This window comes from Synechococcus sp. CCY 9618 (assembly GCF_019038415.1).
Taxonomy (GTDB): Bacteria; Cyanobacteriota; Cyanobacteriia; order PCC-6307; family Cyanobiaceae; genus Cyanobium.
In genome coordinates this window covers 18162-30973 of sequence record NZ_JAFKRG010000004.1, presented here as the reverse complement: position 1 = coordinate 30973, position 12812 = coordinate 18162, and the positions used below count along the sequence as shown (strand labels likewise).

At 67.3% G+C, this 12812-nt stretch carries 17 protein-coding genes and 1 pseudogene; 11 read left to right on the top strand and 7 right to left on the bottom strand.

Translation table 11 applies throughout. From position 1 onward, the window contains the following. The 4 genes and pseudogenes from KUG41_RS00675 to KUG41_RS00660 form a co-directional block, all read left to right on the top strand. Positions 1 to 88, top strand: a pseudogene (locus KUG41_RS00675) (phycocyanin subunit beta); the annotation flags it as partial. A 272-nt stretch (positions 89 to 360) separates the two neighbouring features. Beyond that, positions 361 to 837 carry a hypothetical protein gene (locus KUG41_RS00670; RefSeq protein ID WP_216900048.1) on the top strand — a complete coding sequence of 159 codons (477 nt, stop codon included), beginning with the start codon at positions 361 to 363 and terminating at the stop codon, positions 835 to 837. Then, complete coding sequence (locus tag KUG41_RS00665; protein ID WP_254216691.1) at positions 825 to 1232, top strand: hypothetical protein; 408 nt, start codon at positions 825 to 827, stop codon at positions 1230 to 1232. Before KUG41_RS00670 ends, KUG41_RS00665 begins: the two co-directional genes overlap by 13 nt. A gap of 13 nt (positions 1233 to 1245) precedes the next feature. Further along, positions 1246 to 1584: a P-II family nitrogen regulator gene (locus KUG41_RS00660; protein WP_216900044.1), complete on the top strand. Its 339-nt coding sequence runs from the start codon at positions 1246 to 1248 to the stop codon at positions 1582 to 1584. A 176-nt stretch (positions 1585 to 1760) separates the two neighbouring features. On the opposite strand, the gene KUG41_RS00655 is transcribed toward KUG41_RS00660, so the two are convergent. Together KUG41_RS00655 and KUG41_RS00650 are read right to left on the bottom strand one after the other, a co-directional pair. Further along, positions 1761 to 2261, bottom strand: coding sequence for a PilZ domain-containing protein (locus KUG41_RS00655; RefSeq protein WP_216900042.1), 501 nt, complete (start codon positions 2259 to 2261; stop codon positions 1761 to 1763). A 163-nt stretch (positions 2262 to 2424) separates the two neighbouring features. Next, positions 2425 to 2595: a hypothetical protein gene (locus KUG41_RS00650; protein ID WP_216900040.1), complete on the bottom strand. Its 171-nt coding sequence runs from the start codon at positions 2593 to 2595 to the stop codon at positions 2425 to 2427. Between the two features lie 429 nt (positions 2596 to 3024). Between KUG41_RS00650 and KUG41_RS00645 the strand changes: the two genes are divergently transcribed. Together KUG41_RS00645 and KUG41_RS15475 are read left to right on the top strand one after the other, a co-directional pair. Beyond that, positions 3025 to 3438 carry a YccF domain-containing protein gene (locus tag KUG41_RS00645; RefSeq protein WP_216900062.1) on the top strand — a complete coding sequence of 138 codons (414 nt, stop codon included), beginning with the start codon at positions 3025 to 3027 and terminating at the stop codon, positions 3436 to 3438. A gap of 55 nt (positions 3439 to 3493) precedes the next feature. After that, positions 3494 to 3751, top strand: coding sequence for a hypothetical protein (locus tag KUG41_RS15475; protein WP_254216696.1), 258 nt, complete (start codon positions 3494 to 3496; stop codon positions 3749 to 3751). Here KUG41_RS15475 and KUG41_RS15470 read toward each other — a convergent pair. Next, positions 3693 to 4022 (bottom strand): ferritin family protein, encoded by a 330-nt coding sequence (locus KUG41_RS15470; protein WP_254216689.1) that lies wholly within the window; start codon positions 4020 to 4022, stop codon positions 3693 to 3695. The two genes, KUG41_RS15475 and KUG41_RS15470, sit on opposite strands and share 59 nt — an antisense overlap. A gap of 147 nt (positions 4023 to 4169) precedes the next feature. Between KUG41_RS15470 and KUG41_RS00635 the strand changes: the two genes are divergently transcribed. The 3 genes from KUG41_RS00635 to gorA all read left to right on the top strand — a co-directional run bounded on the left by KUG41_RS00635 (position 4170) and on the right by gorA (position 6181). Beyond that, positions 4170 to 4475, top strand: coding sequence for a metalloregulator ArsR/SmtB family transcription factor (locus KUG41_RS00635; protein ID WP_216900039.1), 306 nt, complete (start codon positions 4170 to 4172; stop codon positions 4473 to 4475). A gap of 171 nt (positions 4476 to 4646) precedes the next feature. Continuing rightward, a complete protein-coding gene (locus KUG41_RS00630) occupies positions 4647 to 4826 on the top strand; it encodes a pentapeptide repeat-containing protein (RefSeq protein ID WP_216900037.1) in 180 nt (59 codons plus the stop codon). Beyond that, entirely contained in the window at positions 4823 to 6181 is a 1359-nt protein-coding gene (gorA, locus tag KUG41_RS00625) for a glutathione-disulfide reductase (RefSeq protein WP_216900035.1), read from the top strand. The genes KUG41_RS00630 and gorA overlap by 4 nt, the downstream gene beginning before the upstream one ends. Positions 6182 to 6204: 23 nt before the next feature. Here the strand turns inward: gorA and KUG41_RS00620 are convergent, their stop codons facing one another. The 3 genes from KUG41_RS00620 to cysK form a co-directional block, all read right to left on the bottom strand. Beyond that, positions 6205 to 6486, bottom strand: a complete 282-nt coding sequence (locus tag KUG41_RS00620; protein WP_216900033.1) for a 2Fe-2S iron-sulfur cluster-binding protein — start codon at positions 6484 to 6486, stop codon at positions 6205 to 6207. Between the two features lie 100 nt (positions 6487 to 6586). After that, positions 6587 to 7030 (bottom strand): hypothetical protein, encoded by a 444-nt coding sequence (locus tag KUG41_RS00615; RefSeq protein WP_216900031.1) that lies wholly within the window; start codon positions 7028 to 7030, stop codon positions 6587 to 6589. Positions 7031 to 7069: 39 nt separating this feature from the next. After that, on the bottom strand, positions 7070 to 8050 hold the full coding sequence (cysK, locus tag KUG41_RS00610; RefSeq protein ID WP_216900029.1) for a cysteine synthase A: 981 nt from the start codon (positions 8048 to 8050) through the stop codon (positions 7070 to 7072). Positions 8051 to 8291: 241 nt separating this feature from the next. Between cysK and KUG41_RS00605 the strand changes: the two genes are divergently transcribed. Together KUG41_RS00605 and KUG41_RS00600 are read left to right on the top strand one after the other, a co-directional pair. Then, on the top strand, positions 8292 to 9968 hold the full coding sequence (locus KUG41_RS00605) for a SulP family inorganic anion transporter (protein WP_216900027.1): 1677 nt from the start codon (positions 8292 to 8294) through the stop codon (positions 9966 to 9968). Positions 9969 to 10019: 51 nt separating this feature from the next. Next, the gene (locus KUG41_RS00600; protein ID WP_216900025.1) at positions 10020 to 11561 is read left to right on the top strand and encodes a SulP family inorganic anion transporter; all 1542 of its coding nucleotides are present in this window, start codon (positions 10020 to 10022) and stop codon (positions 11559 to 11561) included. Between the two features lie 44 nt (positions 11562 to 11605). Here KUG41_RS00600 and KUG41_RS00595 read toward each other — a convergent pair whose 3' ends face one another. Further along, positions 11606 to 12811, bottom strand: coding sequence for an aminotransferase class I/II-fold pyridoxal phosphate-dependent enzyme (locus KUG41_RS00595; protein WP_254216688.1), 1206 nt, complete (start codon positions 12809 to 12811; stop codon positions 11606 to 11608). Position 12812: the final 1 nt, after the last annotated feature.

The following is a 12812-nucleotide window of genomic DNA, read 5'->3' as shown; positions in this document are numbered from 1 at the left end:
TCGCAACGGCATCACCCAGGGTGACTGCTCCGCCCTCATGTCCGAAGTGGGCACCTACTTCGACCGCGCCGCCGCCGCCGTCGCCTGATCCAGGCCCCTGGCTGGTCTTTCCATCACCGGGGGGCTCCCCCGGCTTTTTTGTGACCGTTCGCTGGCCGGAGGACTGGATTGTTCTTTTTGCTACACAGGGTTGGATCGGGCGCGCAGAGGGTGATTTCAGGCCTTTTTCAAGGTTTCCCCGCTCCTCCAATGCATCGATCACCGACTGGTGAAGCGCTCTCCATTGGGACAGCCTTCGATCGCTCCCGCAACAGGTTTCTGGATCGGCTCCAGGATCCCCAGCTGCGACGGGTCTCCTTCGTGCTGCTGGCCCTGGGAGCCGGCCTCGTTCCCTTGATGGCCGGCGCGGCGAAAGCCTCCCTGGCGATGGCTCCCGCCGATGGAGCCGACACCCTGCTGATGCTGGTGGGTTCGGCACTGGTGCTGCCGATGATGCTGATGACCCCGGGCCTTGCCTTGTTCCATGGGGGGGTCACCCGTTCCAAGAACGTTCTGAACGGCATGATGATGAGCTTCTTCCTGATGGGGCTCATCGGCGGCCTGGGAGCCATGGTCCTCCAGGGCGTGGGCGGTGCGCTGGGGGACCAGCCTCTGGCGGGGGGCTTTCCTTTTCTCACAACCACCACCTCCGCGTCAACTGCCCTGCTGACCTGGTGCCTGATCGAATGGTTCAAGGACGGCAAACCCACCGCCGTGGGGGGTGCGGCGCAACCGGTGCCGTCGCCGGCCTGGTGGGTATCACGCCTGCCGCGGGCTTCGTGGACATGGAGAGTTTGATCCTGATCGGCATCATCACGCCGATCGTCTGCTTCCTGGCCGTGAGCATCAAAGCGGCCATTCAGTTCGACGACTCCCTGGACACCTTCATGGTTCACGGCGTGGGAGGAGCCGGCGGAGCCGTGCTGACGGGAATTCTCGCCAAAAAGGTGTTTGTTCCTGCCGATTACTTCCCTCCCTCCGCCAAGACCATGGAGCAATCCGGGAACGTCGGCCTGTTCATCGCCCAGCTCAAGGCAGTTCTTGTCACCTATGGGTTTGTCGCTCTTGGAACTGCTATTATTCTTTGGATTCTTGGCGCACTGATGCCTCTGCGTGTCGGTGCCGAAGACGAAGAACGCGGACTCGACTTCGTGTCTCACGGAGAAGAGGCGTACGACCCAATGACCAACTAAGGCATCCATCTTCATGAAAATGATCACGGCAATGGTTCGACCCGCCAAGGTCGACGCCATCAAGACAGCCCTCGTCGCCCTCGACATCATCGGCATGACGGTCACCGATTCCCGTGGATTCGGTCGCCAGAAAGGCCAGATTGAGCGTTATCGAGGGACAGAGTTCACTGTCGAATTCCTGCCCAAGGCGCGGGTTGAAATCGTCGTTCCGGAGGCCAAGCTGGATGCCGCGGTCGCCGCTGTCACCGAAGCCGCCCACACCGGCGAAATCGGTGACGGGAAGATCTTCATCACGACCGTGGAATCGGCGATCCGCATCCGTACCGGTGAATCCGGCGAAGCCAGCCTCTGAACCAGCGGGCCCGGGATCAGCAGATTCCCGGCAATGAGATTCTTCGAGAGCTGGCTCCTGGCCAGCTCTTTTTTATGACCTCCTTCTGAGATCCGATGGGCTGACTGGCCTCATGCTGCTGGATTGGATGGCCCCACAGGGCCCGTGGCCGTTGCCATGGGGCTGGCATCGGCAGCTCAGAGAGGCCAAGGGTTGAGACGGATGGGGCCGACCCTGGACAGACGCCCGACCGGGGGGTTGATGGGCAGTTGCAGCAACGTGCACAGAAATCCACAGTCGTCGCCCAGGGGTTCGTCAAACCGAAGCCCCACGTAGTGGGCGTTCATCACGTTGTCGGACCACTTCAGGGTCGCCAACCTCTCCACCATGTCATGGGTGCCGTGATCGTGCAGACACACCCGAACCCGGCCATGGCCTGGAATGGGATCGGCGCTGCGAATACAGGCTCCCCCAAGACTGACATCCCAGAGGTTGCCCACGAAGCGCTCTTCATCCAGGAAGCATTCAGCACGGATCTGAATGCTGAAGATGGGAACTGTGTGGCGAATCTCGCCTCGTGGCCTGGGTGGCTTAGTCGGACGGGGCAACGATACCGGAGTCCCCGCATCAGCCTGACGGGCGGCTCTGCTGATGCGAGGACTGCTGGTTCTGCCGCTGCCGAAGCCGAAAAATCCCATACCAGCGGATCCGTCCAGTTATTTTATCAGGGATGAAAAGGGGGGGCCACATCCAGGGTTCGGCGAATCACAGCCTGATTTCCTCTCACCTCGCCGTCGGTCGTTGCCGCACTCCGTTGATCCCACGGCTGGGCCAGACCAGCCGCAAGCCGGAGGCCTGCCGTCACTGCTCTTGATCGAACACCGCCGCCTCCGTGCGGATCAGCCAGCGACCCGCCTCGGTCACCTCCACCTGAGCCAGCCCAGCGGCATTGCTGAGTCTCACCAGGTCATCGGCGGCCGGACGCATCAGGTCGGGCCACTCAAGTGGATGGCGTTCCGGGAGGATCGTCACCGGAAGCGGTCCTTGACCTCGCGGATCCATTCGAGCCGCTCCATCACCTCCGGATCGCTGAACCCCACCCCCCGCTCCACCGTCAACCGTCAACCCTCAACCGTCCGGCGGCGATGGCCGTCCGGTAAGACCTGAGAACGCGGCGGTTCTGGCTGAACAACCGGGACAACTGGCGGGCCGCCCTGCCGGAGGGCACGGAGTGATCCGAGAGAGCTGGGAGGAGCGTGGTGGTCATGGCCTCGCGGCCGCGGGGAGGAACAGGGAGCGCCCCCCGAGGGGAGATCTGAAGCGACCCATGACATGCCGTTAGCGTTTTCCGTGATCCAGCTCGGTTCCTTTATTGCGATCTCGCAGACTCCCCGGCCATTCCTGAGGGAGCTGCGTCAGGGCCCTTCCTAAGTTGAGGAGGCTGGCCCCATGGCCCATCGGATCATGCGATTTCTGCTCAATCTGCTCTGGTTCGTGCTGGGCGGCTTCGTCATGGGGCTGGGCTGGTGGCTGGCCGGTGTGGTGGCGGCGCTCACGATCGTGGGGATTCCCTGGGCCCGGGCCTGCTTCTTGATCGGCAACTTCTCCTTCTGGCCCTTCGGCCAGGAGGCGGTCAGCCGGCGGGAGCTCACGGGCTCCAGCGACTTCGGCACCGGGCCGTTCGGCTTCGTGGGCAACGTGGTCTGGTTCCTTGTGGCCGGCTGGTGGCTGGCGATCGGCCACCTGAGCTCAGCCCTCGCCTGTTTCGTGACGATCATCGGCATCCCCTTCGGCATCCAGCACCTCAAACTCGCCCTGATCGCCCTGGCACCGATCGGCATGGAGGTGGTCCCGCGGGAACGCCTGCACAGCTGAAGCAGGGGCCCAGCTCAGACGCCCAGGGGAAGGCCTGCCCGGCCGTGCGCTTTCTATGGCGCATCACCTCGGCGTCGAAGCGGCGGGGATCCATGCCCAGGATCCGGTGGTCGTCGTCCCTCTCACACCCCGTGAGGCTGTGGGTCAGGAAGACCGACCACAGCAGGAAGCGGCAGCGCAGCTTGCCGCAGACGCCCTGGCACAGGGCCGGCCAGCAGCGGATCAGCAGGCTGAAGATGTCGCCTCGGCCTTCTTCAACCCGGCACCAGGGCTCGATGACATCGAACAGGGGGGCGAAGTTGTGCTCCGGTGACGCCTTGAGATGGCGATCGATGGGGCCGAATCGCCAGGACCCGGTGGAGGGAGCCGGCATGGCTGGCCTGATCAGGGGCCATCAGCTGAAACAACCGACCGAGTTCGGGTCGCCCGGCCTGCTCCAGCTGCCGCGACAGCTCCTTGAACAGCAGGCAAGCGGAGAACTGCGTGACGCAGGAGCGCGGTGTCAGCAGATTCTCGTGCAGATGAGGGGCCGCGGGGGGGGCCGGGGAGAGGCCAGGGGCACCCGGGGAGACGGGGTCGGCCATGAAGGGAGGAGGGCGTCAGGCTGTTATAACGATTTGGTTATAACACGAGGTCCTTTTAAAGTAGGTAGCTGTTTTCATGGATATGCATGAACAGGCTCAAACGTCAGCGTGGCATATTGATTATCTGATTGATCTCGCTGCAGGCCGATGAACGCCCTGGCCGACTATTTCAAGGTCTTCTCCGAACCCAACCGGCTCACCGTTCTCGAGACCCTGCGTCCAGGCCCCCTCAACGTCACCGCTGTGGTGGAGAGAACCGGCCTGAGCCAGGCCCTGGTGTCGAAGCACCTCAAGCTGCTCACGATCGCCGGTGTGGTGCGGCGGCGGCCCGAGGGCAGCCTGGTGTTCTACGAAGTGATCGACAAGGGCGTGTTCCAGCTGATGGGCCAGGCCCGCAAACTCATGCTCGCCTCCCGCCGCCAGCAGCTTGATGCCCTCGCGGCCATCCTCTGATCCGCCCACCGGCCTGTGGGCCTGCGACCTGCAGGGCGGTTGTTTCCAGCAGGCCCTTCTCTGGGGCGCCGACCACTCCGGCCCGGCCGCCGGTGACTCCTTCTGGCACGACACCGATCTCTCGGCAGCCCGCCTGAAGGGGGCCGACGGCCAGCCAACCGATCTACGCTCGTGCCGCTGCACGGCGTTCAGCTCCAGGGCAGTGAGCTTCGCGGTGCCTGCCACCATGGCACCAACATGGTGGCGGCCGACCTCCGCCGCGCCGATCGGCGTGCCTGCGACCTGAGGGACACCGATCGCCGGGACGCCAGGCTGGACGACACTCTCCTCAACGATGCCCTGCTGCCATGACCGACTCCTATGACCTGATCGTTCTGGGGGCGGGCTCCGGCGGTCTGGCCGCCGCCAAACGGGCAGCCTCCTACGGGGCCTCAGTGGCGATCGTGGAGGGCGACCGGGTGGGGGGCACCTGTGTGATCCGCGGTTGCGTGCCCAAGAAACTGCTGGTCTACGGCTCGGCCTACCGCCACCTGCTGGCCGATGCGGCCAGCTACGGCTGGCAGCTGGACGGCTACCGGCCCGATGCCTCGGTGCTGCTCGCCAACGTGCGCCGGGAGGTGGACCGGCTGAACCAGCTCCACATCGGCTTCCTGGACAAGGCGGGAGTGGAACTGGTGCGGGGCTGGGGCCGTTTCGCCGATCCCCACCACATCGCCGTCTCCGACGGATCCGGTACCACCCGGCAGCTGAAGGGGGAGCGGATCCTGATCGCCGCCGGCGGCCGTCCCCACCGGCCCGACTTCCCCGGCGTCGAACTGGGCTGGGTGAGCGATGACATGTTCCTGCAGGAGAGCTACCCCGAGCGGGTGGTGGTGGTGGGAGCCGGCTTCATCGCCTGCGAATTCGCCTGCATCCTCCACGGTCTGGGGGTGGCGGTGACCCTGCTGGCGCGGGGCGACCACCTGCTGCGGGGCTTTGACAGGGAGGCCTCCCACGCCGTGCAGGAAGCAATGGAGGCAGAGGGCATCGAGATCCGCTTCGCCCACAGCCCCGCCGCCATCACAGGCTCCCCCGGCAACCTGGAACTCACCACCCAGAGCGGTGAGGTGATCCCCTGCGGCGGCGTGCTGCTGGCCACCGGCCGCCGACCCTTTCTGGAGGGTCTGCAACTGGAGTCGGCCGGGGTGGCAGTGGAGGGCCATCGGATCCAGGTGGATGCGGACCAGACCACCAACGTGCCCCATATCCACGCCGTCGGCGATGTGACCGACCGGATCAATCTCACCCCCGTGGCGGTGGACGAAGGCCGTGCCTTCGCCGACACCGTCTACGGCCACAAACCTCGGCGCGTCAACCACGACCTGGTGGCCAGTGCCGTCTTCAGTCAGCCGGAACTGGCCGGCGTGGGCATGAGCGAGGAAACCGCGATCGAGCGTTTCGGAACTGACGGGATCCGGGTGTACCGGGCCCGCTTCCGCTCCATGGCCCAGGCATTGCCGGCCCGGGGGCCCCGGGTGCTGCTGAAGCTGATCGTTGCCACCGCCACGGACGAGGTGGTGGGCTGCCACATGGTGGGAGAACACAGCGCCGAGATCATTCAGATGGCGGCCATCGCCATCGGCATGGGTGCTACGAAGGCTGACTTCGATCGCACCATGGCGCTGCATCCCTCGGTGGCCGAGGAGTTCGTCACCATGGCTGGCTGATTGTCCCGGGCCGGCTCAGAGGCTCAGAGCTCCTCCTCGACTTCCGGTTTGATGGTGCAGTCCCCCAGGGGATAACTGACACAGAGCAGGGCAAAACCCTCGGCGATCTGTTCGTCGTCGAGGAAGCTCTGATCGGACTGGTCGACGCTGCCGGAGAGGACCTTGCCCGCACAGGTGCTGCACGCCCCGGCACGACAGGAGTAAGGCAGTTCGATGCCCTGCTCCTCCGCCGCGTCGAGGATGTAGGTGTCGTCAGGACACTCGAAGGACTTGCCTCCTTCCAGAGTGATCGTGAAACTCGCCATGGCGAAGGGAAAACGTCGGACCTGCCTAGAATCCTTGGGGAGCCTGGCCGGGTCGACTGTATCGAGGGGCACAGCGATCGGCTCGCCACCACAGGCCCCCTCAGGCTGAGGGCTGGGTGGGGGGCTCAGCCGCGGCAGTGTCGGGAAAGCCCCAGGCCTGCCGCAGAGCGGGATCGGAAAGTTCCCAGGCGTGTTCGGTGGCCACGACAGCCGCCACCGCGCCGGCCTGAGCCAGTCCCCTCGCATCCCGGCACTGGTCGAGCAACTGGCGGAAACGGTGACTCTCCTGCAGCAGTCGCTCGACCCGTTGCGAACCACCGGCACCAGCCACCATGGCGGGCTGGTGGGAACAAAGCTCCAGGGTCTCGATGTGCTGCTCCAGCCAGGCGGCCTCGTAATCGAGCATGGCGTCGCTGCAGCCCTGCAGCCGGATGGCATAGAGCGCCAGATGCTCCTCGAGCCGGGTGGGTCCACCCCCGTCGACCGCGGGCTCGGCGCTGGAGCGGTCGTGCAGCCGCTGCATGATCTGGCGCAGATAACTCATCGGTGCTCCCTTCGGCAGTGCTCGCTCATCGGCCAGCAGTCAGACGGCCGCCAGCCCCTTCTCGTTGAAGACACCCTCAAAGAGAACCGAGCTCAGGTAGCGCTCACCGGAGTCGGGTAACACCACCACGATCGTGCGCCCCGCGAAGGCCTCCTCCCTGGCCAGCCGCAGGGCGGCCACCGTGGCGGCTCCACAGGAGATGCCGGCCAGGATCCCCTCCTCCCGCATCAGCCGGCGGGCCATGGCGACCGCCTCCTCATCGCTCACGGCCTCGACCCGGTCGACCAGGGACAGATCAAGATTGGCGGGCACGAAACCGGCACCGATCCCCTGGATCTTGTGGGGTCCCGGTCGGAGGTCCTCCCCGGCCATGGTCTGACGGATCACGGGACTGTTGGCGGGCTCCACCGCCACCGACACCAGGGGCTGTCCCAGGGTGGTCTTGATGTAGCGGCTCACCCCGGTGATGGTGCCGCCGGTGCCCACCCCCGCCACCAGGGCATCCACCACCCCACCGGTGTCCTTCCAGATCTCCGGTCCGGTGGTGTCGTGGTGGATCCTGGGGTTGGCCGGATTCATGAACTGCTGGAGCATCACCCAGCGATCCGGCTCGGCATCGGCCAGCTCCCGGGCCGCGCCGATGGCCCCGCCCATTCCCAGCCGTCCCTCGGTGAGCACCAGGTGGGCGCCGTAGGCGGTGAGCAGCTTGCGCCGCTCCAGGCTCATCGTCTCCGGCATGGTGAGCGTCAGCGGGATGCCCCGGGAAGCGGCCACGAACGCCAGGGCGATGCCGGTGTTGCCGCTGGTGGGCTCGATCAGCTCCTTTCCGGGTCCCAGCAGCCCGTCCCGTTCGGCCTGCCAGATCATCGCCGCGCCGATGCGGCACTTGACCGAGTAAGCCGGATTGCGGCCCTCGATCTTGGCCAGCACCCGGGCGCCACATCCCTCCGTGACGCGATGGAGCTCCACCAGCGGCGTCTGACCGATGCTGAGGCTGTTGTCGGCATGGATGGGGCTCATCGCGGTCCCTCTGGATCCGGTCCTTTGGGCACCTTAGACAGCGCTTCAGAAGCGGGCTCCATCAAGCAGATGGAACGCTGCCCGGTGGCGGCCACGGCGACCCGGGATCCTGCCGCCGCGCGGCCGGGCCTGCCCGGGCGTCGCTCCGGATCGTGCGACCGGCCACCACAAGCTGCGACCTCATAGCAGACGAGGGCGCGCCGACTCGTAATCTGCGCCACAACCCTGGGGTGAACCGCCCATGACAGCGAGCCTGCCGAAGGTGTTCAACCAGATCAGTTCCCGGAACCTCAAGGGCGACCTCTTCGGCGGAGTGACAGCCGCGGTGATCGCCCTGCCCATGGCCCTCGCCTTCGGGGTGGCCTCCGGCGCCGGGGCCGCTGCGGGCCTCTGGGGGGCGGTGCTGGTGGGGCTGTTCGCCGCCCTCTTCGGCGGCACTCCCACCCTGATCTCGGAGCCCACCGGTCCGATGACGGTGGTGATGACGGCCGTGATCGCCAGCTTCACCGCCTCCTATCCGGAGAAGGGGCTGGCCATGGCCTTCACGGTGGTGATGCTGGCCGGCGTGTTCCAGATCATCTTCGGGCTGCTGAAGCTGGGCCGCTACGTGACCCAGATGCCCTACACGGTGATCTCGGGCTTCATGAGCGGGATCGGCATCATCCTGATCATCCTGCAGATCGGACCCTTCCTGGGTTACGCGATCCCGAAAGGCGGGGTCATGGGCACCCTCACCGCCGTGCCCCAGCTGGTCGGCACCGCGCGCCTGCCGGAGGTGCTGCTGGGGGCGATCACCCTGGCGATCCTCTGGCTGACGCCGGCGGCGGTGAAGAAGGTCGCCCCGCCCCAGCTGATCGCCCTGATCCTGGGCACGGTGCTTTCGCTCACCCTGATCACCGGTGAAACCGGTGCGGAGCTCGAGGGCATCCGCCGCATCGGCGAATTCGCCAGCGGCTTTCCCAGCCTCCAGGTGCCCTATTTCGAGCTGGGGGAACTGCGGCTGATGTTCATCGATGCCGCCGTGCTCGGCATGCTCGGCTGCATCGACGCCCTGCTCACGGCGGTGATCTCCGACAGCCTCACCCGCACCGAATCGGATTCCAACAAGGAACTGATCGGCCAGGGTCTGGGCAACCTGGCCTCGGGCCTGTTCGGGGGCATCGCCGGCGCGGGAGCCACCATGGGCACGGTGGTCAACATCCAGGCCGGCGGACGCACCGCCCTCTCAGGCATCAGCCGGGCCCTGGTGCTGATGCTGGTGATCCTCGTGGGCGGGCCGCTGGCCGCCCAGATCCCCCAGGCCGTGCTGGCCGGCATCGCCCTAAAGGTGGGTGTGGACATCGTCGACTGGGGCTTCCTCAAGCGCGCCCACCGGATCTCGATCAAGGGCGCCGTGATCATGTACCTGGTGATCGGGCTCACCGTGCTCGTCGACCTGATCGCCGCCGTCGGCATCGGCATCTTCATCGCCAACATCCTCACCATCGACCGCCTGAGCTCCCTGCAGGGCATGCGGGTGAAGGCCATCAGCACCGGCGACGACGACCTGGACATCCCCGCCGAAGAGAAGGCGCTGCTGGATCAGGGCGACGGCCAGGTGCTGCTGTTCCAGCTCAACGGCGCCATGATCTTCGGGGTGGCCAAGGCCATCAGCCGCGAGCACAACGCCATCGCCGACTGCCAGGCCGTGGTCTTCGACCTCTCGGAGGTGTCCCACCTCGGTGTGACCGCGGCCCTGGCCCTGGAGAACGCCGTGGAGGAGGCGGTGGAGAAGGGGCGCACCGTGTTCGTGGTGGGGGCCAGCGATCGCACCCGCCGCCGCCTGGAGCAGCTGCGGATGTACGAACTGCTTCCCCCCGAGCACACCGAGATCGGCCGCCGCGAAGCCCTGGAGCGGGCCGTGGCGGGGCTGGCCTGAGGCTGCCAGCGCCCCCCGTCCCGTTCCACCCATTCGCCCCGGAGATTCCCCTTGACGTCCACGACCCTGCGCGAGTGGTGGCAGCGCCCCCACCGCGACCTGCTCTCCGGCCTGGTGGTGGCCTTCGCAATGATCCCGGAGGCCATCGCCTTTTCCGGGATCGCCGGGGTGGCGCCCGAGGTGGGCCTGTTCGGGGCCTTCGTGCTGTCGATGGTGCTGGCGGTGCTGGGGGGCCGGGTGGCGATGATCACCTCCGCAACCGGCTCCACCGCCCTGCTGATGACCGGCCTGGTCCAGCAGGGGGAGCTGGTGGGGCCCGGCCTGGGGCTGCAGTACCTGCTGGCCGCCGGCATCGTCACGGGGCTGCTTCAGATCGCCTGGGGCTACCTGAAGCTCGCCCACCAGATGCGCTTCGTGCCCCAGCCGGTGATGGCCGGCTTCGTCAACGCCCTCGCCCTGCTGATCCTGCTGGCCCAGCTGCCCCAGCTGGGCCTGGACGTGTTCCACCCCGAAACGGTGACCGTGGGCGGCGGCCAGCTGCCGGTGGTGTGGGGACTCACCGCCCTGAGCCTGGGGATCATCTACCTGCTGCCGCGGCTCACCCGGGTGGTGCCCTCGGCCCTGGTGGCGATCGTGGTCTGCACCGGCCTGGCAATCCGGCTGGACCTGGACCTGCCCACGGTCTCCTCCCTGGGCACCCTGCCGGAGGGTCTGCCGCGCCTGGGGCTGCCCCGGGTGCCCTTCGACTTCAGCACCCTGGGCCTGGTGCTGCCGACGGCCCTGGCCATCTCCCTGGTGGGGCTGATGGAAACCTTCCTGACCCAGGACATCCTCGATGACATGACCGACACCAGCAGCCCCAAGAATCGGGAGGCCCGGGGTCAGGGCATCGGCAACATCGTCAGTTCCCTGTTCGGCGGCATGGCCGGCTGTGCCCTGGTGGGCCAGTCGGTGATGAACATCAACAACGGCGGCCGCAGTCGCCTCTCCACCCTGGCTGCGGGGGCCAGCCTGCTGCTGATGATCCTGCTCGCCCGCGACTGGGTGGCCCGGATCCCCATGGCCACCCTGGTGGCGGTGATGATCATGATCGCGGTCAACACCGCCAACCTGCGCTCGATCCGCGACATCCCCGTGGCGCCGAAGAGCGACACCTCGGTGATGCTGGTGACCGTGGCGATCACGGTGATCACCCACAACCTGGCCATCGGCCTGCTGGCCGGCGTGGCCCTGGCGGGGATTCTGTTCAGCCGCAAGGTGGCCAAGGTGATCCAGGTGGAGAGCGAGCTGGAAAGTCCGGAGCACCGCGTCTACACCGTGCGGGGCCAGCTGTTCTTCGTCAGCTCGATCTACTTCCGCCAGGGCTTCGAGCTGCACGAGCACCCCGCCCTGGTGACCATCGACATGGCCGACGCCCACCTCTGGGACCAGAGCGGTGTGGCGGTGCTGGATCAGGTGATCAGGCGCCTGCGGCTGGGGGGCAGCGACGTGCGCGTGATCAACCTCAACCCCGAGAGCACCAACCTGTTCGCCCGCATCGGCATCGCCCCGGAAGCCGGCGGCCGGGGCGGACCGGAAGCCCCTGCCCACTGAGGAGGTTGCCCCGAAGCGCCCCGGCGCCCCCCCAGACACCGGGGTCAGCCGGAGGCGCTCTCCAGGGCCTGCAGTCCCCGGAACAGTCGAGCCAGAGCCTCCTCCAGATCGGCGGCGGCGAGCATGCCGTAGCTCAGCCGCAGCAGTCCCTGCCCGCCGGCCGTCGGCGCCCCGAAGCTGTCCCCCGGCAGGACAGCCACACCGTGCTCCAGCACCAGACGCTCCATCAGCCGCGGGCCCTCGAGCCGGCAGGGAAACCGCAGCAGACCATAGAAGGCGCCGTCCGGAGGGCCGAGCAGCTCCACCGCCTGGCCGGCGCCCCGGGCCGCCGCCACGGCCGCCAGCAGCTGGCCGCGCCGTTCCCCCAGGGCCGTGATCGGTCTCCGGCACCAGGCGGGACCGGCCTCCAGGGCGGCAAGAGCCGCCGTCTGGCTCACCTGGGGAGGGCAGATCAGCACCGTGTCCTGGACCTTGGCCAGGGCTCCCGTCAGCTGGCGGGGCACCGCCGCATAGCCCACTCGCCAGCCAGCCATGCCGTAGGCCTTCGACAGCGAGAACAGGGACACCGTGTGGGCACCGCTGCCTGGCTGCCGGCCCGGGCTGCGGTGAGGCACGGCCCCGTGGACGAAATCGGCGTAGGCCTCGTCGCTGATGTGGAACAGCCCATGGCGGGCACAGAGCGCGTTGATCGCCGCCAGCACGTCCGGCGGCATCACCATGCCGCTGGGGTTGTTGGGGGAGATGGTCACCACGGCGCGGGTGCGGCAGGTGATCGCCGCCGCCAGCCGTTCGGGGTCGGGCACCAGGCCGGCCGGAACCGGCACGGGAACGCCGCCGGCCAGCCGGATCGCCATGGCGTGATTGAAATAGAACGGCAGCGGCAGCAGCACCTCATCGCCTGGATCGCAGATCACCTGGGCAATGGCGCTGAAGGCCATGTTGCTTCCGGCGGTGATCAGCAGGTCACTGCCCTCCAGATCCAGACCACGCAGGTCGGTGAGCTCCTGGCGCACCGCCTCCAGCAGGGGCGTTTCGCCCTGAACGGCGCCATAGCGATCGAGCCTGGGGTCCGCCGCTTCCAGGGCCGCGACCACGGCCTGAGCCACCCCCGGCGGCGGTGCCCAGGCCACCATGCCCTGGGCCAGGGAGAGGGTGCCGGGGCACCGGCGCACCAGGGCGCCCACCCGGGCGATCACCGGATCGGCCACGGCGGCCATGCGCCCGGCGGCGGCAAGCGGGGCGGCAGCCATC

What these genes read in the sequence shown, in the direction of transcription:
- KUG41_RS00615 (WP_216900031.1), bottom strand. Translation starts at nt 7,030, where the DNA reads ATGAGTTATCTGCGCCAGATCATGCAGCGGCTGCACGACCGCTCCAGC.
- KUG41_RS00620 (WP_216900033.1), bottom strand. Translation starts at nt 6,486, where the DNA reads ATGGCGAGTTTCACGATCACTCTGGAAGGAGGCAAGTCCTTCGAGTGT.
- KUG41_RS00595 (WP_254216688.1), bottom strand. Translation starts at nt 12,811, where the DNA reads ATGGCTGCCGCCCCGCTTGCCGCCGCCGGGCGCATGGCCGCCGTGGCC.
- cysK (WP_216900029.1), bottom strand. Translation starts at nt 8,050, where the DNA reads ATGAGCCCCATCCATGCCGACAACAGCCTCAGCATCGGTCAGACGCCG.
- KUG41_RS00655 (WP_216900042.1), bottom strand. Translation starts at nt 2,261, where the DNA reads ATGGGATTTTTCGGCTTCGGCAGCGGCAGAACCAGCAGTCCTCGCATC.
- KUG41_RS00660 (WP_216900044.1), top strand. Translation starts at nt 1,246, where the DNA reads ATGAAAATGATCACGGCAATGGTTCGACCCGCCAAGGTCGACGCCATC.
- KUG41_RS15475 (WP_254216696.1), top strand. Translation starts at nt 3,494, where the DNA reads ATGGCGCATCACCTCGGCGTCGAAGCGGCGGGGATCCATGCCCAGGAT.
- KUG41_RS00605 (WP_216900027.1), top strand. Translation starts at nt 8,292, where the DNA reads ATGACAGCGAGCCTGCCGAAGGTGTTCAACCAGATCAGTTCCCGGAAC.
- KUG41_RS00665 (WP_254216691.1), top strand. Translation starts at nt 825, where the DNA reads ATGGAGAGTTTGATCCTGATCGGCATCATCACGCCGATCGTCTGCTTC.
- KUG41_RS15470 (WP_254216689.1), bottom strand. Translation starts at nt 4,022, where the DNA reads ATGGCCGACCCCGTCTCCCCGGGTGCCCCTGGCCTCTCCCCGGCCCCC.
- gorA (WP_216900035.1), top strand. Translation starts at nt 4,823, where the DNA reads ATGACCGACTCCTATGACCTGATCGTTCTGGGGGCGGGCTCCGGCGGT.
- KUG41_RS00635 (WP_216900039.1), top strand. Translation starts at nt 4,170, where the DNA reads ATGAACGCCCTGGCCGACTATTTCAAGGTCTTCTCCGAACCCAACCGG.